The 19229-nt window shown below is 73.6% G+C and carries 20 protein-coding genes and 1 CRISPR repeat array; of the genes, 7 read left to right on the forward strand and 13 right to left on the reverse strand.

Annotated elements, in window-relative coordinates; genetic code table 11:
• Positions 1-59 precede the first annotated feature (59 nt).
• The 3 genes from O4U47_RS03545 to O4U47_RS03555 form a co-directional block, all read right to left on the reverse strand.
• Positions 60-725, reverse strand: coding sequence for an ATP-binding protein (locus tag O4U47_RS03545; protein ID WP_270676064.1), 666 nt, complete (start codon positions 723-725; stop codon positions 60-62).
• A gap of 143 nt (positions 726-868) precedes the next feature.
• The gene (locus O4U47_RS03550) at positions 869-1630 is read right to left on the reverse strand and encodes a glycerophosphodiester phosphodiesterase (protein ID WP_270676065.1); all 762 of its coding nucleotides are present in this window, start codon (positions 1628-1630) and stop codon (positions 869-871) included.
• Positions 1631-1981: 351 nt separating this feature from the next.
• Positions 1982-2746 (reverse strand): amidohydrolase family protein, encoded by a 765-nt coding sequence (locus O4U47_RS03555; protein WP_270676066.1) that lies wholly within the window; start codon positions 2744-2746, stop codon positions 1982-1984.
• A gap of 326 nt (positions 2747-3072) precedes the next feature.
• On the opposite strand from O4U47_RS03555, the gene fabG reads away from it, so the two are divergent.
• The 4 genes from fabG (at position 3073) to O4U47_RS03575 (ending at position 8132) form a co-directional block, all read left to right on the forward strand.
• Positions 3073-3834, forward strand: coding sequence for a 3-oxoacyl-ACP reductase FabG (fabG, locus tag O4U47_RS03560; RefSeq protein ID WP_270676067.1), 762 nt, complete (start codon positions 3073-3075; stop codon positions 3832-3834).
• A gap of 37 nt (positions 3835-3871) precedes the next feature.
• Entirely contained in the window at positions 3872-5077 is a 1206-nt protein-coding gene (locus tag O4U47_RS03565; protein ID WP_270676068.1) for an acyl-CoA dehydrogenase family protein, read from the forward strand.
• Positions 5074-6246, forward strand: coding sequence for an acyl-CoA dehydrogenase family protein (locus O4U47_RS03570; RefSeq protein ID WP_270676069.1), 1173 nt, complete (start codon positions 5074-5076; stop codon positions 6244-6246). Before O4U47_RS03565 ends, O4U47_RS03570 begins: the two co-directional genes overlap by 4 nt.
• 186 nt (positions 6247-6432) lie before the next feature.
• A CRISPR array of direct repeats spans positions 6433-7193; the repeat unit is 28 nt; unit sequence GAAAGCCCCGCAGGCGCGGGGATGGACC.
• Positions 7194-7289: 96 nt separating this feature from the next.
• Complete coding sequence (locus O4U47_RS03575) at positions 7290-8132, forward strand: DUF1963 domain-containing protein (RefSeq protein WP_270676070.1); 843 nt, start codon at positions 7290-7292, stop codon at positions 8130-8132.
• A 49-nt stretch (positions 8133-8181) separates the two neighbouring features.
• Here the strand turns inward: O4U47_RS03575 and O4U47_RS03580 are convergent, their stop codons facing one another.
• The 7 genes from O4U47_RS03580 to O4U47_RS03610 form a co-directional block, all read right to left on the reverse strand.
• Positions 8182-9216 carry a threonine aldolase family protein gene (locus O4U47_RS03580; protein WP_270676071.1) on the reverse strand — a complete coding sequence of 345 codons (1035 nt, stop codon included), beginning with the start codon at positions 9214-9216 and terminating at the stop codon, positions 8182-8184.
• A gap of 45 nt (positions 9217-9261) precedes the next feature.
• Positions 9262-10212 carry a serine hydrolase gene (locus tag O4U47_RS03585; RefSeq protein WP_270676072.1) on the reverse strand — a complete coding sequence of 317 codons (951 nt, stop codon included), beginning with the start codon at positions 10210-10212 and terminating at the stop codon, positions 9262-9264.
• Between the two features lie 353 nt (positions 10213-10565).
• A complete protein-coding gene (locus O4U47_RS03590; protein WP_270676073.1) occupies positions 10566-11177 on the reverse strand; it encodes an energy-coupling factor transporter transmembrane component T in 612 nt (203 codons plus the stop codon).
• Positions 11174-11893 carry an energy-coupling factor ABC transporter ATP-binding protein gene (locus O4U47_RS03595; RefSeq protein WP_270676074.1) on the reverse strand — a complete coding sequence of 240 codons (720 nt, stop codon included), beginning with the start codon at positions 11891-11893 and terminating at the stop codon, positions 11174-11176. The genes O4U47_RS03590 and O4U47_RS03595 overlap by 4 nt, the downstream gene beginning before the upstream one ends.
• Entirely contained in the window at positions 11890-12417 is a 528-nt protein-coding gene (locus tag O4U47_RS03600; protein WP_270676147.1) for a biotin transporter BioY, read from the reverse strand. The genes O4U47_RS03595 and O4U47_RS03600 overlap by 4 nt, the downstream gene beginning before the upstream one ends.
• A 402-nt stretch (positions 12418-12819) precedes the next feature.
• Positions 12820-13056 carry a hypothetical protein gene (locus O4U47_RS03605; RefSeq protein ID WP_270676075.1) on the reverse strand — a complete coding sequence of 79 codons (237 nt, stop codon included), beginning with the start codon at positions 13054-13056 and terminating at the stop codon, positions 12820-12822.
• A 112-nt stretch (positions 13057-13168) separates the two neighbouring features.
• Positions 13169-14230, reverse strand: a complete 1062-nt coding sequence (locus O4U47_RS03610; protein ID WP_270676076.1) for a lactonase family protein — start codon at positions 14228-14230, stop codon at positions 13169-13171.
• A gap of 211 nt (positions 14231-14441) precedes the next feature.
• On the opposite strand from O4U47_RS03610, the gene O4U47_RS03615 reads away from it, so the two are divergent.
• Both O4U47_RS03615 and O4U47_RS03620 read left to right on the forward strand, forming a co-directional pair.
• A complete protein-coding gene (locus tag O4U47_RS03615) occupies positions 14442-15899 on the forward strand; it encodes a sensor histidine kinase (protein WP_270676077.1) in 1458 nt (485 codons plus the stop codon).
• Between the two features lie 56 nt (positions 15900-15955).
• Positions 15956-16591, forward strand: a complete 636-nt coding sequence (locus tag O4U47_RS03620; protein WP_408638921.1) for a response regulator — start codon at positions 15956-15958, stop codon at positions 16589-16591.
• Positions 16592-16732: 141 nt separating this feature from the next.
• Here O4U47_RS03620 and O4U47_RS03625 read toward each other — a convergent pair whose 3' ends face one another.
• Together O4U47_RS03625 and O4U47_RS03630 are read right to left on the reverse strand one after the other, a co-directional pair.
• Positions 16733-17023: a LapA family protein gene (locus O4U47_RS03625; RefSeq protein WP_270676079.1), complete on the reverse strand. Its 291-nt coding sequence runs from the start codon at positions 17021-17023 to the stop codon at positions 16733-16735.
• Between the two features lie 132 nt (positions 17024-17155).
• On the reverse strand, positions 17156-17728 hold the full coding sequence (locus O4U47_RS03630) for a TetR/AcrR family transcriptional regulator (RefSeq protein WP_270676080.1): 573 nt from the start codon (positions 17726-17728) through the stop codon (positions 17156-17158).
• An 86-nt stretch (positions 17729-17814) separates the two neighbouring features.
• On the opposite strand from O4U47_RS03630, the gene O4U47_RS03635 reads away from it, so the two are divergent.
• Positions 17815-18276: a nuclear transport factor 2 family protein gene (locus tag O4U47_RS03635; protein WP_270676081.1), complete on the forward strand. Its 462-nt coding sequence runs from the start codon at positions 17815-17817 to the stop codon at positions 18274-18276.
• 99 nt (positions 18277-18375) lie between these two features.
• Here the strand turns inward: O4U47_RS03635 and O4U47_RS03640 are convergent, their stop codons facing one another.
• A complete protein-coding gene (locus O4U47_RS03640; RefSeq protein WP_270676082.1) occupies positions 18376-19119 on the reverse strand; it encodes a maleylpyruvate isomerase family mycothiol-dependent enzyme in 744 nt (247 codons plus the stop codon).
• Positions 19120-19229 lie beyond the last annotated feature (110 nt).

Consider the following 19229-nt stretch of genomic DNA (forward strand, 5'->3'; position numbering starts at 1 on the left):
CCGCGGGAGTGTGGCAGGGGTCACCGCGTCCGGGCACGGGGGCGGCGGGAGGCGCGGGTTCAGTCGAACAGCGCCCACACGTACTTGCCGCGGGGCGGGACGGACACCACGCCCCACTCCCGGGAAAAGCACCCGACCAGGTGCAATCCCCGCCCCGTCTCCAGCAGCAGGTCGGGTTCGCGGGGGGCGGGGACGAGGGCGGAGGGGTCCTGGACGGCGCAGACCGCCTGGCGGTCGCGGCGCAGGAAGCGGACGCGGATAACGTTCCCATATCCGTACGAGGCGACCTCCTCCGGCGTGCCGTGCCGGACGGCGTTGGTGACCAGTTCGGACAGGACCAGCTCGGCGTCGCCGACGAACCCGCCCATCCCCCAGACCCCCAGGACGCGGGCGCCGATCTCGCGCGCCGCGCCGGGCGCGCCGGGCGCCGCCGGGAGGTCGAAGGCGACGTCCGCGCGCCCGCGGGCGGCCTCCACCGCGATGCTCGCGGGGGGCTCCCCCGAGCGCAGCGCCCCCGGCCACCAGGAGGCCGCGCCCACCCCACCCGCCGGGGCCGTCTCCGTCCCGCCGCCCGGCACTGCCCCTTCCCGTGACGGTCCGCTCACCGCGATCCCCTCGCAGTCCTGTCGAGTCCCGAGCTCCATGGCCGGTCCCGGCCGCAGGCACCGGCTCCCGGCGGCCGAGTCGCTCCGCGCACGGCCCATATGCACGTGCATCTTCCTCATGCACGCATCCTAGGACACCGGCCGCGCCGGTTCAGGGGATTCCGATAGTTCATCCTCGTACTTTCTTCGGCCTCCGCGAAGCCCCAGGTGGAGGGGGTGGGGCCCGCGGGGCCGCCGGGCCCGGGGGCCGCCGGGCGGCCGCGTCAGGCGGCCAGGAGCGCTTCCCCGGACACCCGGTCGGGGTAGTCGGTGATGATGCCGTCCACACCGTCGCGCACCAGCCGCCGGATGGCCCCGGGGTGGTTGACGGTCCAGCCGAACATGCCCATCCCCTGGTCGTGGACCTGGCGAACGTAGGGGGCGGTGACCCGGAGGTGGTGCGGGTGGACCTGGCGGGCGTAGCGGGCCAGGCGGCGCAGCCCGATCCGCCCGTAGGGGCGCCCGAGGGCGGCGGTGCACAGCCCGGGGAGCGACTCGGTCAGCGCGCGCAGCAGGACCCAGTCGAAGCTCTGCAGCATGAGGGTGCCGTCGCGGCGCGCGCCGCACCAGTAGGGGTCGCGGGCGAGGAACTCCAGCACGCGCGAGCACAGCAGCGGGTCGCGGCGCTGCACCTTCAGCTCGACGAGGGCGCCGCAGCCGTGCTGGCGCAGCACGTCGAGGGCCTCCCTCAGGGTCGGTACGCGCTGCCCGGCGTAGCGGTCGGAGAACCAGTACCCGGCGTCCAGGGTTCGGATCTCGGCGAGGGTGAAGTCCTGGACGCGCCAGGGGCGCCGCCCGGGGAAGCGCAGCGCGGCGTCGGTGGTACGGGCGAGCGTGGGGTCGTGCACGACGACGAGTTCCCCGTCGGCGGTGCGGCGCACGTCGATCTCGGCCATGTGCGCGCCGAGCCGCGGCGCGGCCTCCAGGGCGGCGAGGGTGTTCTCCGGCGCATAGGCCGAGGCGCCCCGGTGTGCGACCACGATCACCGTCCACCCACCCCCGACCTTCTCCGCGAAACCGACCGATCGACCCCGTAGCGTAACGATACCCGGATTTCCCGCCGAATTTCGTTACCGTACGTAGTCGCCAGCAGCCCCTACCGCCCCGGTGGTGCCACCCCCACAAGGCCGGTGGGGGCGCCCCCTCCGTACGGCCGGACCGGGTGGGCGGGCGCCATCATACTGCTACCGAACGTAATTGGAGGCGAACGCGCGGTTTCGGCCGTGAGGCGCGCGGCTGATCCCCGGTGTTGGCGGGACGGGGGCCGCGCGCCGCCCTGTCACGCTGCGCGACCGGCCCGGGGGCGGGCGGCCGGGTCCGGCCGCCGCGCGGCCCCGTCAGGCCACGTGGGCGCGGGAGGCGATGCCGTAGAACTCGCGCGCGTTGGTGGACAGGGCGCGCTCGGCCAGGTCGGCGCCGAGCACGTCCGCGACCAGGTCGGCGTCGGAGTCGAGGAAGGGGCGGTCGGAACGGGTCGAGGGCAGGTCCGTGCCGAACATCAGCGCGCCGGGGTTCACCCCGGCGATGGCGCGCAGCGCCTCGGGGACGTCCAGGTCGACGCGGCCGAATCCGGTCGCCTTGACCCGCGCGCCGGAGGCGACCAGGTCGAGCAGGGCGGGCAGCCCCTCGGCGGACAGGCCCAGATGGTCCACGGCGACCCGCGGCAGCGGGGAGATCAGCGAGGAGATCTGCGGCAGCCGGCGGGAGTCGACGTAGAACTCCGCGGGCCAGCCGAGCAGGTCGGCGGCGCGCAGGCCGAGCTGGACCTGGGCGTCCAGGTCGCGGGTCATGCCCCGGTACAGGTTGAAGCGGAGCGCCCGCACCCCGGCGGCGTGCAGGTCGCGGAGCTGGGAGTCGGAGGTGTCCGGCGGAAGCTGGGCGACGCCGACGAAGGTGGGCCCCATCTCCCGCAGCGCGGCCAGCAGGTGCTCCTGGTCGGTGCCCTGGTAGGACCCGGCGACCACGGCGCCGCCGGAGACGCCCAGCGGCGCGGTGCGCTCCCGGTAGTCCTGGACGGTGAACGGTTCGGGGGTGAATCCGTCGTTGGCCACCGTCGGGAATCGGGGGTCGATGATGTGCAGGTGGGCGTCGAACAACGCCATCGCCTTTCAGCCGGGGATGCGGTGCGGGCGGAACGGGGTGGCTGACCGCCCTGGCGCGGCCCGTCGGCGCGCGGGTCCGCCGCCTCCACCGTAGCGTCCGCCGCGCGCCCCCCGCCGCAGGAGCGGGCCGCCCCGGGCCCCGGGGCGGCCGGAAGGGGGCCGGGGACCGGCCGTACCGGCGCCGATCCGGGCGAGGCGGGGCAGCCCGGCGCGATCTCGGTCACGCCCGGCCCCACCCCCACATACCGCTCGGTCGGTCGTGCTCGGTAGGATCGCCCCGGATGTGTCCTGGACCACTCGACACCCGTTCCCACAAGGAGGTTCCCATGGCCGAGACCCCCCGCCGCGTCGCACTGGTCACCGGCGGCGCCCGCGGCATCGGCGCCGCCACGGCGCGCCGCCTGGCCGCCGAGGGGCGCGCCGTCGCCGTGCTCGACCTGAACGAGTCCGACGCCCAGCGCACCGCCGACGCCATCACCGCCGACGGCGGCGAGGCCGTGGCGATCGGCGCCGACGTGTCCGACGCCGAGCAGGTCGACCGGGCCGTGGCGGCCGTCGCCGAGCGGCTGGGGCCGCCCGTCATCCTGGTGAACAACGCCGGCGTCATCCGCGACAACCTCATCTTCAAGATGAGCGAGGACGACTGGGACACCGTGATGAACGTGCACCTGCGCGGCGCGTTCCTGATGACCCGCGCCGCCCAGGCCCACATGACCGAGGCCGGCTTCGGGCGCATCGTCAACCTGTCCAGCAGCTCCGCCCAGGGCAACAGGGGGCAGGTCAACTACTCGGCCGCCAAGGCCGGGATGCAGGGCTTCACCAAGACCCTCGCCATCGAGCTGGGCAAGTTCGGCGTCACCGCCAACGCCGTGGCCCCCGGGTTCATCGAGACCGACATGACGGCGGCCACCGCCGCCCGCGTCGGTGTGGACTTCGACGACTTCAAGAAGGCGGCGGCGGGCAACATCCCGGTGCGCCGCACCGGGCGCCCCGAGGACATCGCCAACACCATCGCCTTCCTGACGGGCGAGGAGGCCGGATTCGTCTCGGGCCAGGTCATCTACGTGGCCGGTGGGCCCCTGGACTGACGCACCGTCCCCACCCCAGCGGTCCCACGGAGGTTCCATGTCAACGGTCACCGAAGGGGCGGCGCTCGACGCCGCCGAACTGCGGCGGCGGGTCGCCGAATTCGTCGCCGCGCACGACCCCGCGTCCACCGGGCAGAAGGAGTTCCTGGCCGCGCGCTTCGACGCCGGTCTCGCCTGGGTCCACTTCCCTGAGGGCGCGGGCGGCCTGGGCGCGCCGCGCGCCCTGCAGTCCGTCGTCGACGACGAGTTCGCCCGCCTGGGAGCCGCCCCCGAGGGCCGCGAAGGGCTGGTCATCGGTCTGGGGATGGCGGCGCCCACCATCCTCGCGTTCGGCACGCCCGAGCAGCGCGAGCGCTTCCTCAAGCCGCTGTACACCGGCGAGGAGGTGTGGTGCCAGCTGTTCAGCGAGCCGGGCGCCGGCTCGGACCTGGCCGCCCTGGGCACCCGCGCGGTGCGCGACGGCGACGGCTGGACGGTCAACGGGCAGAAGGTGTGGACGTCCCTGGCCCACCAGGCGCGGTGGGCCATCCTCGTCACCCGCACCGACCCGGAGGTCCCCAAGCACGCCGGGATGACCTACTTCATCTGCGACATGCGGGCCGAAGGGGTCGAGGTGCGGCCGCTGCGGCAGATCACCGGCGAGGCCGAGTTCAACGAGGTGTACCTGACCGACGTGCACCTGCCGGACGACCTGCGGCTGGGCGAGGCCGGCCAGGGGTGGAAGGTCGCCCAGACCACCCTGATGAACGAGCGGGTGGCCATCGGCGGCCAGCCCGACCCGCGCGAGGGCGGGCTCATCGGGATCGTGGCCGGCGTCTGGCGCGACCGGCCCGAGCTGCGCACGCCGGGCACGCACGACGCGCTCATGCGGCTGTGGGTGGAGGCCGAGGCCGCGCGGATGACCAAGGAGCGGCTGCGCCAGCAGCTCGCCGTCGGGCAGCCCGGCCCGGAGGGGTCGGCCGCCAAGTACGCCTTCTCCCGCCTGAACCAGGAGATCTCCGGCCTCGAACTGGAGCTGCTGGGGCAGGAGGGGCTGCTCTACGACGACTGGACCTTCCGCCGCCCCGAGGGGGTCGCCTTCACCAAGCGCGGCGCGGGCTTCCACTACCTGCGCAGCAAGGGCAACTCCATCGAGGGCGGGACCACGGAGATCCTGCGCACCATCATCGCCGAGCGCATCCTCGGGCTGCCCGCCGAGCCCCGGGTGGACAAGGACGTCGCGTGGAAGGACCTGCCGAAATGAGCACCGAAGCGGACGAGGCCACGGTGGACCTGCTCTACGGCGAGGTCGAGGAGGAGCTGCGCGCCAGCGTGCGGGCGCTGCTGGCGGACAAGTCGCCCGCCGGGGCGGTGCTCGCCCGGGTGGAGACCGACCAGGTCGCCGACGGGGCGCTGGCCAAGGAGCTGGCGGGGCTGGGAGCGGTCGGGCTGCCCGTGCCCGAGGAGCTCGGCGGGGCCGGGGCCACCTGGCGGGAGGCGTCGGTGGTCGCCGAGGAGCTGGGGCGGGCGGTGGCGCCGGTGCCGTTCCTCGGCAGCGCGGTGCTGGCGACCTCGGCGCTGCTGGAGGTCGCCGCGCTGGCGGAGAAGGGCAGCACCGGGGTGGAGGCCGACACGGCGGCCGCGCCCGAGGCGCTGCGCTCCCTGGCCTCGGGCGAAACGTGGGGCTCCCTCGCGGTGCCGCTGGCCACGGCGCCTCCCGCGGGGGCGGCGTTCCCCGCGGTGGTGCGCGCGGAGGGCGGCCGCCTGACCGGGACGGTGGGGGGCGTGGCGGACGCGCTCCCGGCCGACGCACTGCTGGTGCCCGCGCTGGGGCCCAGCGGGTCGGAGCTGTACCTGGTGGAGGCGGCGGACGCGGATGTGGCGGCGCTGACCACCCTGGACCTGACCCGCCCGCTGGCGGACGTGCGCCTGGACGGGGCGCCGGGACGGCTGCTGGCATCCGGCGAGGCGGCCGAGCGCGCCGTCGCCCGGGCGCTGCGGACCGGGTCGGCCCTGCTGGCGGCCGAGCAGCTGGGCGCGGCGGAGTGGGCGCTGGAGACGACGGTGGACTACCTGAAGACCCGGACCCAGTTCGGGCGTCCGGTGGGGTCGTTCCAGGCGCTGAAGCACCGGCTGGCCGACCTGTGGGTGTCGATCGCCCAGGCGAGGGCGGTGGTGCGCGCGGCGGCCGACACGGCGGGCCAGGAGAGCGAGGAGGCGCGGATCAACGCGTCGATGGCGCAGGCGTTCGTGTCGGGCGTGGCGGTGAAGGCGGCGGAGGAGGCGGTGCAGCTGCACGGCGGCATCGGCTTCACGTGGGAGCACCCGGCACACCTGTACCTGAAGCGGACCAAGAGCGCGGCGATCGCGTTGGGGACGGCCGACCGGCACCGGGCGCTGTTGGCAGAACTGGTGGAGCTGCCGTCGGTGTAGGGGGTCGTGCTCCTGCGCTGATCGGTGGCGAGAGAGGGGGTGGGCCATGGGAGGAATTCCTGGCCCGACCCCCTCTCGTGCTTCATGGTTCACAAGGACGCGACCAATGAGGACAGGATCGGTCCACGAGGGGTGCGCGGTCGGTCGCTTTTCGATAACGTCCCGCAAAGGCGCACGTAGATAAGTGAAAGCCCCGCAGGCGCGGGGATGGACCTCGGGGGGTCCGGGCGGGGCCCCGTGTGCGCGGGAAAGCCCCGCAGGCGCGGGGATGGACCGACCGTGATGGTGGCCTGGTTGAGGACGGCTTCGAAAGCCCCGCAGGCGCGGGGATGGACCGATGTTCTGGCCGCCCACGTTCACGACCTGCGGGAAAGCCCCGCAGGCGCGGGGATGGACCGCACGAGGTGCCATTTTGCCCCGGCCGTCCAATGAAAGCCCCGCAGGCGCGGGGATGGACCGGAGCCCCCCATGCCCTACACCGCCGAGACCACGAAAGCCCCGCAGGCGCGGGGATGGACCTCCCGCAGCCGGGAGGCCACCCGCTCGCCGAGCGAAAGCCCCGCAGGCGCGGGGATGGACCGCCGCGTCGGGCGGGGCGCACTGCTGTCCGACCGAAAGCCCCGCAGGCGCGGGGATGGACCGACAGGCGGCCGCCTTCTGCTTGCGGGCGTCGCGAAAGCCCCGCAGGCGCGGGGATGGACCGGCCGGATACGACGAGCGGCTGCAAATCCTCGACGAAAGCCCCGCAGGCGCGGGGATGGACCAACCGCACTTTGGGTTTGAGCTGGGGTTTTGCGGAAAGCCCCGCAGGCGCGGGGATGGACCCGCTGTACTCCTCGACGACGGTGGTCTTCCAGGGAAAGCCCCGCAGGCGCGGGGATGGACCGATCAACTCCCACAGACCGTCCTCGTAGATGACGAAGGCCCCGCAGGCGCGGGGATGGGGTGGCGGGGCCGCCCTGGACGTGCCCGGGGTACAAACGCCCCGACTGACCGGCCGTTCGTCTGCCAGGACATCGGCCACCCGTGGTTTACTCTGCGCCGTGCGACCTGACGAATTCATCGAACGTTTCCGCCGCTTCTGCGCCGACGAGCTCGGGCCGGACATGGGGCCGCGTGTCGGCGCGCTGGCGCGGCGGGGCTTCGACCTCCACCCCGCAGACGTCGACGACGTCCCCGCCGGCCGGTCCTGCTTCGGCGGGACCGCGCTGCTCGCCCCCGGGACGCCCTGGCCCGAGGGGGAGAACGGACCGATGCCCCTCCTCGCCGTCCTGGACACGGCCGCGCTCCGCACCGGGCTCGACGTCGAACTCCCCAGAGGGGCCCAACTGCTCAACTTCTTCTATGAGGGGCATGAGGAGGGCATCGCCGAAGACATCCGGGAAGGATGGACGATCGGCTTCGAGGGCCCGTGCACGTGGAAGGTCGTCCCCGCCGATCCTGCCGTCGCGCAGGAGACCGCTCCGCCGACGCAGGACATCCTGATCCCCGCGCGTCCGGTCCGCGCCGACCCCATGGTCGCCCTGCCGGACCCGCACTCGACCTTCAATGAGCCCTCCCCCACCGAGGAGAAAGAGTTGTGGGAGGCGTTCGAGCGGATGCAGCAGCGGCTGCCGGAGATCGTCGGGGACGCCACCGCGTGGCCGTTCCACAACGTGCCCCATCGGATCGACAGTGATCGGGCGGCGGGGAACCGGGCCTTCGGCTGGGCATGGCCCATGCAGGGCGGGCCGGTCACGGCCGAGAACCGTGTGCACCTGCTCCAGCTCGATAGCGACGCCCACTGGAAGTGGGCCGACGGCGGGATGGTCACCTTCGACATCCCGGCCGCCGCCCTGCGCGAGGGCGACTTCGACCAGGCGGGCTGTTACTTGGCCTCGTGCTGAGACGTGACGGGGGCCGCCGCACGCGGTCCCCGTCACGTTCCTCCGCTCCTCAGGCGGCCAGTGCCTCTGCTGCTTTGGTGATCCTCGCCGCCGCCTCGGTGATGTCGGATTCGCCGACGTCCAGGTGCACGACCATCCGGACCGTGTCCGGGGCGATGGCGATGCAGCCCACGCCGTGGGCGCCCGCCAGTTCGGCCAGCTTCGGGGCCTCGCCCGGCTCGGTCTTGGCGATCACCATGTTCGTCAGGGCCTCGGCCGACAGCCCCGGGGCCGCGCTCAGGGACGCCGCCAGGCGCTCGGCCCGCGCGTGGTCGTCGGCAAGCCGCTCCACGTGGTGGTCGAGCGCGTACAACGCCCCCGCCGCGATGATGCCCGCCTGGCGCATACCGCCGCCCAGCAGCTTCCGCGCCCGGCGCGCGCGGCGGATGGTGTCACGGTCCGACAGCAGGGCGGCGCCGACCGGCGCGCCCAACCCCTTCGAGAAGCAGACGGTGACCGTGTCCGGGCCCGCAGCCGCCTCGGCGAGGCTCACACCCAGGGCCGTCGCGGCGTTCCACAGCCGCGAGCCGTCCAGGTGCGCCTTGAGCCCGTGCTGGTGCGCGAACGCGGACACCCGCGCCTGCCCTTCCAGGGGCATGACGCGGCCGGTGAAGGTGTTCTCCAGGCAGATCAGCGCAGGCTGGGCGCGGTGTACGTCGTCCGTGCCCTTGATCAGGCGCTCCAGCCACTCCCGGGGCGGGGTGCTGTCCGGCCCCGAGAAGGTCCGGGGCAGCAGGCGGGACAGCACCGACGTGCCGCCCTGTTCGTTTCCGAGGATGTGCGACAGCTCGTGCGCCCAGATCTCGTCGCCGCTGCGCCCGGCCAGGTAGGCCGCGATCTGGTTGGCCATGTGCGCCGAGGGGGTGTAGAGCGCGGCCTCCCGCCCCAGCATCTCGGCGGTCCGCTCCTCAAGGGCGCGGACGCTGGGGTCCTCCTCGAACACGTCGTCGCCGACCTCGGCGTCGGCCATGGCGCGGCGCATCTCGGGGGTGGGCCGGGTCATGGTGTCCGAGCGCAGGTCGATCTCAAGCGCGGTCGCGGGCATGGGCGGCTCCCGTTCCTTACACGTCGAATACCCGGCCAACCCTAGTCAGGCGCTCCCCACGGGACCGCGCGGGGCCTGGCGGGCGATGTCGGCGGCCATGGCGTCGACCACGGCCTCGGCGACGTGCTCGGTGCACTCGACGCCCGCACCGTAGCCGGGGTGCCCGGAGGAGAGCACCGCGACGAGGTAGGTGCGCCCGTCGTCGGCGACGATCCGGCCGGTGCTGTTGACCGCCCAGCGGCCGCCGTCCGACTCGACCGGCACCCACCCGTTCTTGAGTTCGGCGCCGTCTCCCCGGTCGGCGGCGGACACGCCCCAGGCCTGTTCCGGGGCGACGCCGGAGAGGAACCCGCGCACGGTCCGCCGGGAGTCGGCGGTCAGCGGTCCCTCGTCGGTGTAGATGCCGCGGAGCAGGGTGAGGCGTTCGCGCGCGGTGGTGGAGACGAGCCCCCAGCGGCCGCCCAGGCGGTCCTCGGCTCCGGTCAGGCCGAGCCGGGCGCGGCCCCGCTGGAACCCGGCGTACATGCCGATGCGCTCGAAGAGTCCGTCCGCGGCGTCGTTGGAGCTGTGGCCGATCGCGGCCTTGGCCAGCGCGCGCTCCGCGTCATTGAGGGTGCGTCCGTCTGCCTGCGCTTGGAGCAGGAGAATGGAGAGGATATCGAGCTTGATGACGCTTCCCGGGTTGAACGGTTCTTCGTGGCGATAGCCGAACGCGGCGCCACTGTCGAGTTCGACCGCGGCGACGGAGAAGTCCCCGGAGATGTCGGCGCGATAGGCGTCCAGGTCCTCGGCGAGATCGCGTTCGACGGCGAGGGAAAGGACCGCCTTCTCCTCGTCGGTCGGGACCGATGCCCCGGGGTCACGCCACGGGGGGTCGAACACCGACGGCGCGGAGGCCGACGGCGAACCGGTGTCCGCGCGCGCGGGCGGAGGATCGAGGGCCGCGGCCATGGGGGCCGCGAGCACGGCGGCGGCCGCGACCGCGGCCCATCTCAAGGCCGTTTCGCGACCGGGTAATAGGCGGGCGATGCCTCGCGTTCGCACATAATCCATGGCTTTGTGGTGCCAATGCTGGCACATCCGACAGTTGCCGATTCCTACCCGCTCATATCGATTGCGCTAACTTCGGCGCCAGAAGTGCCCGCCCCGCAGGCGATCCGGGCGTCGGCCCCTAGGGGGTGTTGTGCGGATCACGGCCTACTGCGCGACGCCCGGGCACGCCCCTCGCTGCGTCCTCATCGGTCGACAGCGCACCCAGGCTGACTCCCCTGCTTTTCGGGAAACACAGCGTTCTCGCGATGAACGCACCTGGACGCCGCTCGCTACGGCCATGATCCACACAACACCCCCTAGTCGACCCCGCGCGCGGTCATCGCCTCGCCCATGGCCTCGGCCGTGCGGATCATGCCGACGATGACCGGGACGACGGTGAGGTGGGGCCAGGCGGGCAGGCCGCGCGCTGCGCAGGCGTCCCTCGACTCCTGCCAGGCCGCGGCGACCATGGGCACCGACCGGACCGTCAGGGCGAGGACGAGCGCGACACGGTCGGGGCGCACGCCGAACCGGGCCAGCGGGCGGGCGAGGCGCTCGAACAGGTCGAGCATCGCGCTGACGCGGGTGGTGAAGGTGACCAGGCCCGCCGCCAGGACGGCGGCGACCAGGAGCAGGCAGACGCGGAACGCCGCCCGCGGGTCGCCGGTGAGCGCCTGGAAGAGCGCGATGACGGCGAGGAACGGCAGCAGGGGCACGAGGAGGCGCAGGGGGCGCCGCAGGCCCAGGCCGGAGGCGGGATAGGCGGCGAGGCAGGCGAGGGCGGCGGCGGGGGTCGCGACGGGACCCGCGGCGTGGTCGTCGAGGGCGACGAGGACGGTGACCAGGGCCAGGAGAGCGAGGATCTTGGCCCCGGCCGGGAGGCGGTGCAGCACCGACCGGCCGGGGACGAAGAGGCCGAGCACGTTCACGCCCGCTCTCCAAGGTCGGACGGCTCCATGTCCGCCGCCCGGGCGTCCATCAGGGCGGTGTAGTGGGCGGTGGCCGCGTCCGGGGCGCCGTCGAACACGACGCGGCCGCCGTCCATGACCAGGACGCGGTCGAAGCCCTGGAGCATGTCGAGCTGGTGGGTGAGCAGGACCAGGCGCTGCGGCAGCGCGCGGAGGGTGCGCTCGATGACGCGCGCGTTGTGCATGTCGAGCAGGGTGGTGGGCTCGTCGCACACGAGCACATCGGGCTGGGTGACCAGCACCGAGGCGAGCGCGAGCATCTGCTTCTGTCCGCCGGAGAGCAGGTGGGCGGGGTGGTCGCGGTGGTCGAGCAGGCCGTGGCGGTCCAGGACGGCGTCGACCCGGCTCCGGGTCGCGTCGGCGGTCAGGCCCAACCGGCGCAGGCCGAGGGCGACGTCCTCGGCGACGGTCGGCATGAGGATCTGGGTGGACGCGTCGGAGAAGACGAAGCCCACCCGGCGGCGGGCGGCGCGCGGGTCGCGGCGGGTGTCCCGGCCGTCGACCCGCACGGTGCCCGAGTCGGGGACGACGAGTCCGTTGAGGGTGCGGGCGAGCGTGGACTTGCCCGAGCCGTTGGCGCCGATGATCCCGATGCGGTGCTCGGCGAGGTCGAGGCCGATGCCGCGGAGGACGGGGCGGTCGCCGTAGGCGTGGGAGACGTCGCGCAGCTCGATCATGCTCGGGCGCGCCCGGACTCGGTGTCGGCCCCCTTCGCGACCCGCCGCCCGGCCGGGGGCACCGGGTAGGCGCGGTGCACGGCGGCGGCGATGGCGGCGGCGAGGACGGCCTTGGCGAGGTCGCCGGGGAGGAAGACGCCCGCGCCGATGAAGCCGGCGAGGAGGGTGTCGCCGAGGTAGAGGGCGCTCCAGGGGACGCCGACGAGGTAGATGGCGCCGATGCCGCCGACGATGTTGATCAGGAAGCCGCCCCAGAAGCGGTAGCGGCGCATGAGGGTCTGGGTGAGCAGGCCGATGACGAGGGCGCCGACGACCCAGCCGAGGAGGTAGCCCCCGGTGGGGCCGAGGAAGGGCTCGATGCCGCCGCGCCCGCCGGGGAGGAGGGGGAGCCCGGCGAGGGTGAGGGCGAGGAAGGCGAGGATGGACAGGGTGCCGCGCTTCGCGCCGAGGATGGCGGGGGCGAGCATGACGCCGAGGGTCTGGAGGGTGATCGGCACCGGGCCGACGGGGATGGCGAAGGGCATGCTCAGCGCGGCGAGGAGGGCCGCGAACACGGCGACGAGGGCGAGATCGCGAGCGGTGAGCCCGCGGTAGCGGACAGCCTGAGCAGGGGATTCGGCCATAGGAGGGTCCTCGGGTCAGGGGGCGCCCGGAGAGGGCGCCGCGGTGATGGGGACACGACCCATTGTCCGGTTTGCGGCATTGAGTTCCCCTTGTGCCGAGCCACAGGGTTCGGGGCAGGGGGTTTGTCGGCTCCCCCTCTAGTACCGACCGACAACGAGGGGCGGACCCGGAAGGCGGGTCCGCCCCTCAGAGGCGATGGATCGGTGCTCCTCCCCCGCACGTGCGGGGACCGTGTGGAGCGCCAGATCGCCGAACTCCAAGCCAAGAGTCCATCCCCGCGGCGCGGGGCGACTTCAGCGCCATCAGCGCGGAGCCCGAACATGACCGGACGCGGCATCGGGAGGCGCCTCGTCGGAGTCAGGGCGGGGCAGCCCGAGATGCTCGTTGAGCTGCCGAAGGAGATCCTCAGCGCTGTGGGCGTGGAAGGTGGCGGATCCCGAGGGCGGCGGCGCTCCGCGCATCATGCGCCCATATGACGCGTACGCGGCCTTGATGGTCTCGGGATCGGTGTCGCGGTAGGGCGTGCGGGCATCGCTCATGGTCGACCCTCCTGGCGGTGCGCCGGCCTCCACGATAGGAGCGGTCACCCCTCGACGTCGGCCTTCTGGGCGATAGCGACCCACTCGACCCCGTCGCGGCCAGGAACGGTCCTCACTCTCCCACGGGAAGCACGCACGCCGGGTCGGGGATCGACAGGCGGTCCACCGGTTCTCCCGCCACGCCCTCCTCGTCGATCGGCATGGTCGTCACCGTGCCGCTCATCTGGTTCGCCACCACGACGTGGCCGCTCGTCACGGCGAAGTGGCGCGGCCACTTGCCGCCCGTCGGGTACTCCGCCAGGAGCCGCAGCGACGCTCCGCCCTCCTCCACCGCGAAGGTCGTCACCGTGTCCGCCCCCCGGTTCGCCACGTACAACCGCTCCCCCGACGGCGACAGCGCGATCTCGCTCGGGTAGACGGCCTCCACCTCCCCTTCGTACTGGGACGCGTCCACCGTCCCCACCGGCCACGCCGACGCCTTGTCCTGGTCCCACTGGAGGACGTGCACCCGCGCGTCGAGCTCACCCGACACGTACAGGAACCCGGCCGGGTGCATCGCGATGTGCCTCGGCCCGGTCCCCGGCTCCAGGCGCACGGGCTCCTGGGCCTCCCCCACGGGCTCCGCCGCTTCCGCGTCGAAGGGGTGCACCCGCAGCAGGTCCGCCCCCAGGTCGGCGATGAGCAGGTGCCGCCCACCGGGCGCGATCGCCGTGCAGTGCGCGCGCGGCCCCTCCTGGCGGCCGGGCACCGGCCCTGACCCTTCCCCCTCCAGGAGCGCCACCGCGGGCCCAGGAGCCGCGTCCCCTTCGATCGGGTGCACACTCACCGACCCGCTGAAGTAGTTCGCGGCGATCACATGCTTGCCCGCCGGGTGCACCAGCACGTGGCACGGCGCCTTGCCCCCCGTCGGGGTCTCGCCCAGGGTCACCGACGCCCAGCCCTCCCCGGCCGCGAACCAGGACAGGGCCCCCTCCATGCGCTCGGAGACCGCGTACACCTTGCCGCCGTCCGGGTGCATCGCCAGGAAGGACGGTCCGACCGCCTCCACGGCCGCACCGCCGCCGCCCAGCCGCCCGCTCCCGGTGTCCATCCATGCCAGGTACACGCCGACGCCGGTCCCCGTCGGCTCGGAGTCGCGCGTGTAGGTCCCGACCCAAAGCAGCCTCTCGCCCATCCGCAGCGCCTTCCTTCCCGTCCACGGTCGCCGTGCTCGACCGAGCATCGCACGACGCGCCGACGCGCCCCCGGTACGGGTCGGGAATGCTCCGACTCCCCAGTCCGGCGGGGTGTCGGGCCGCCGTGGTCCCCATCGCCCCTGCCCGCGCGGGCCGCTCCTTACTTTCGACAGGTGACGGCGGTGATCACGACTGGCTAGCGTCCTTGGCATGCACCTTTCCCGCCTCCGCGTCCCTCCCGGCCACGCCGCGCTCGCCTGCGCCGCCCTGGTCGGGCTCGGGGCCTGGTGGTGGCCGATGTCGCTGTTCGCCCTCCCCCTGGCCACGCTCCTCACCGGCCGCCTGTCCCCCGACCCCCGGCCCGCGGCCGTGCTGTACTGCGTCGGCACGGGGGCCTGGGCGCTGCGGTTCGTCCTCGCCGGAGAACCGGTCGGCATGTGGGTCGTCAGCGGCGGACTGGCGCTGCTCACGGTCCTGCTCCCGTGGCTGGTCGGCCTGTACCTGCGCAGCGCCGCCGCCCTGGAGCGGGCGGGCTGGGAGCGCGCCCGCCGTTTGGAGCGCGAGGCCGGCCTCGTCGCGGAACGGGCCCGCATGCGCGAGCGGTCCCGCATCGCCCAGGACCTGCACGACGCGGTCGGCCACGAACTGAGCCTGCTGGCGCTGCGCGCGGGCGGACTGGAGATGGCGTCCGACCTCTCCGAGGAGCGGCGGGGGCAGGCGGCCGAGCTGCGGGAGGCGGCTGGACGGGCCGCCGACCGCCTCGTCGAAGCGGTCGGCGTCCTGCGCGACGACGCCGCCCCTGAGGCGCCACCGCTCGACCCGCTCGGCGACGGGGAGACCGCGCTCGACGTCCTCGCGGAGCGCGCGCGGGCATCGGGGATGGACGTCGTGCTCAGCGGCGACGGCGCCCTGCGCGATGTCCCGGTCCTCGTCGAACGCGCCGCGCACCGCGTCGTTCAAGAAGCACTGACCAACGCCGCGAAGCACGCACCGGGTGCGGCCGTGCGCGTCCTGGTCGAAGGCGCGCACAGCGAGGTGTCGGTGCGGGTGGACGACTCCGGCCCGGCGTCCTGCGCCTCAGCCGCCGCACCGCCCGGCGGCGGGACCGGTCTCGTCAGCCTACGGGAGCGCGTGCGGCTGGTCGGCGGCACCCTGGACGCGGGCCCCGGCCCCGACGGGCGCGGGTGGACGGTGGCCGCGCGCCTTCCGCTGCAGGTGCCGGAGGCTCTTCCGGTCGCGGAGTCGCGAGACGAGGGGGCGGGCCGTCCCGGGAGCGGTGTGGACGCGGCCGACGCCCACCTCCGGCGCGCGCGGCGCCGCGCGGGGTGGGCGGTCGCGGCGGCCGTCGGGTTGCCCGTCGCCATGGTGGCCGCCGGGTATGCCGCCTCGATCGCCTTCACCGTCTACCAGGCGAAGACCGCCTCCCTGGCGCCGTCCGTATTCGCGACCCTGGAGCCCGGCCAAGCGCGCGAGGAGGTGGAGGAGTCGTTGCCGGAGAGGGACCTCTACGACGGCCCCTTGGGGAGCGGAGGACGTCCCGCCGACCCGGACGGCCTGGAATGCGCCTACTACCGATCCGGCGGAGAGGTCTTCGACGGAGGCGGCGAGCGCTACCGGCTGTGCTTCGATGGCGGAGAGCTGGTGTCGGCGGAGACGGTGGGGCGGTGAACAGGGGCGTGGACAAGCCGGGGACGATCCGGGTCCTGCTGGTCGACGACGAGGCGATGATCCGCGCCGGGGTGCGCTCCATCCTCGACGCGGACGCCGACGTGGAGGTGGTGGCGGAGGCCTCCGACGGACGCGAGGGGGTGGACGTGGCGCTGTCGCACCGCCCCGACGTCGTTCTCCTCGACATCCGGATGCCGGGGATGAACGGGCTGGATGCGGCGGCCGAGATCAAACGCGCTGCGCCGGGCATCGGGGTGGCCGTCCTGACGACCTTCGGCGAGGAGGAGTACGTCGCCCGCGCCCTGTCCGAGGGGGCGGACGGTTTCCTGATCAAGACCGGCGACCCGCGGGAGCTGCTTCTCGGGGTGCGGGCCGTGGCCGACGGGGGCGCCTATCTCTCGCCGAAGGTCACGCGGCGCGTGCTGAACCGGATGGACCACGACCGCTCGATGGGCCGCCTGAGGGCGCGGGAGAAGCTGTCCCAGCTCACGGAGCGCGAACGCGAAGTGCTGGCGCTCTTGGCGGCGGGAATGTCGAACGGCGAGATCGCCCGGCGCCTGTTCCTCGTGGAGGGAACGGTGAAGGGGCACGTGAGCACGATCCTGACCCGGCTCGGGGCGCGGAACAGGGTCGAGGCGGCGATTCTGGCCCACGAGGCGGGGGTGGCGGGATCGGCCGGCGGGCCCGAGTAGCGCGCCGGGACGGGGGCGCGGCGGTGCACCGCGGCCGGACCGGACGGAGCGCCCCGTCACACCGGGATGGACCGAACTCGGGGCGAAGACTCCGTCCGGCCCCTCTTTGATTCCCGCGTAGGCGGGGGTGTACGGCGCGGGTCAGCGCCGTTTCTCGGATTTCTTCCGGCCGGACGGCCTGAGGAGGAACCCGATCACCACGCCCACCACCACGGCCCCGGCCAGAGTCGCCCACAAAGGCGCGCCTAGAGAGAAGAAGAGGACCTGGATCTGGGTCGCGTCCCGGTTCTGCAGAATGAACAGCACCGCCAGCACCAGCAGGACGAGCGCCACCCACACCCGCGGCGGCACCGCCTGGAGCGCGTTGCGCCCCTCCTTCGGGCCGCCCCCGGCCCCCGCCGCCGCGCCGCCCGGCAGGCTTCCCTCGGCCATCGCGCGCCTCCCGCCCCTGTCCTGGTCTCTCGGACGAACCGTTCCGGTCCTTTTCACCTGCCCCGGGAAGGACCAGGAGGTGGGCAGTGGGCGGCCAATTCTCCGTACTTCTCCGTCGCACGCCCTTCTCCGTCAACGCGTCTGCAGAAGCCGCTCCGCCGCCGCGCGCGCTCGGCGGGCGGGGGCGGGGCCGCCGCTGATGCCCGCCGTGACGATGGCCCCCTCGGCCAGGAGGAACACCGCGTCGGCCTCCTCCCGCCCGCCTCCGGCGTCGCGCACCCATCCCTCCACCTGGGCCCGGAACGCCTCCTTGTGCGCGCGCACCTCCGCCAGGACCGCCTCGGACGCCGTGCCCATCTCCCCGAAGGCGTTGATCCACGCGCAGCCGCGGAACCCGGGCCGGGTGAACCATTCGGCCAGCCAGTCGAACACCGCCGCCACCCGGGCCCGCGGGTCGTCTTCGCGCCCCACGTGTTCGGCCAGGTCGCCGCGCCACCGCCGGTCGCGGCGCCGGAGTACCTCGACGAGCAGCTCCTCCTTGGCCGGGAAGAACCGGTAGATCCGCTTGAGCGGCAGCCCCGCCCCGGCCCGGACGGCGTCCATGCCGACCGCCCGGATGCCGTGCTCGTAGAACAGCCCTTCCGCCGCGTCGAGGAGGACCTCGCGGTCCCGGCGGTTCTGTTCCTCGCTGATGGGGGCGGGCATCGGGACTCCTTGACGTCGAGAACGGTCGTTCCCTACATTAGTCCGCACCAATGGAGAACGCACGTTCTCAACGACGGGAGACCGCAGTGACCGAGCCCCGCCCGCCCTTCCCGCCCTTCACCGAGGAGACGGCCCTGCAGAAGGTCCAGGCCGCTGAGGACGCCTGGAACACCCGCGACCCGGAACGCGTGGCGCTCGCGTACACGCCGGACTCCGTCTGGCGGAACCGCGACACGTTCCTACAGGGGCGCGAAGAGATCGCCGCCTTCCTGACCCGGAAATGGGAGCGCGAGTCGGACTACGCGCTCCGAAAGAGCCTGTGGGCGTTCCACGGCGACCGGATCGCGGTCCGGTTCCAGTACGAGTGCCGCGACGCCTCAGGGCAGTGGTGGCGCAGCCACGGCAACGAGCAATGGGAGTTCGACGAGAACGGCTTGATGCTCCGCCGCGAGGCCAGCATCAACGACGTACCGATCGCCGAGGCCGACCGACGCATCTTCGGGACCCGCCCCAAGGAGGAGTACGGGGTCGAGATCCCCCTCCAGTGATCGACCGCCGCCCAAGGCGCCTACTCCGCAGCCCTGGGCGACAGGCGGCGACGGCGGCGCACGGCCTCACGACGCGTGTTCGTCGTCGCCCGCCTCGGACTACACCCACTTGGGCAGCTCGGGCAGGCCCTCAGGGCAGGCCACCCCTTCCCCACCCGTCCGGCCTGCGAGCCAGCCGAGGAGGTCTCCTGGGGTTCCCGTCACCGTGCGGCGCGCACTTCCGGCCCCCTCTTCTACACCCAGGGCCCCCACCAGCGCCCCGTCGTCGTCACGCAGGTCGACCGACGGGGCGCCCTCGCGCCCCGCGAAGTACCGCACCACGTCCTCAAGGACGACGCGCGTCGCCTCCTGGGGCGCGGCCGACAGCCTGTACCCCATGTCCAGATCGGCGTGGTGCACCTCCAGCTCCCTGAGCCGGATGACGAGGATCCTCCGGGGCGTGCAGTCCTCCCCCGTGAACGGGCGAATCCGTCGCCCCCACACCTCCTCCGGCAGGGTCCGCACAGCCTCGTCCAGGCTTCCCGCCGTCCGCACGATGTCCGCGACCAGCTCCGCCGCGGGCCGGCGCGCCCCCTCCTCGATTTCGGAGTCGCGCGCCTGCCTGCTGGCGTATTGCCGGTTCTCCACACCCGTGCGCGCCCAGTCCAGCAGGCGTTCGAGCGCAGGGGCCTGCCGGGCCAGGTGGTTCAGCACGTGCCCGCGGGTCCACCCCGGCAGCGGCGTCGGCGCACCGGTGTCCGCGTCGGTCAGGCGCTCGCAGGTGGCCAGCAGGCGCGCGGTGGCGTCGCGGAGCAGCCGGAGGTTCTCCGGGGCGGGGGCGAGCTCAAGGGGTTCGACGGGCACGGGCACCGACCTCCACATTATTCCTTTATACGGAACCGTGATTCCGAATAGCGAAGTCCACGTCCATGGTCGCAGACACACCGCCGCCCCGCCGGACGGGGCCGCCGACC

The sequence above is a fragment of the Nocardiopsis suaedae genome (assembly GCF_027706745.1).
Lineage (GTDB): Bacteria > Actinomycetota > Actinomycetes > Streptosporangiales > Streptosporangiaceae > Nocardiopsis_A > Nocardiopsis_A suaedae.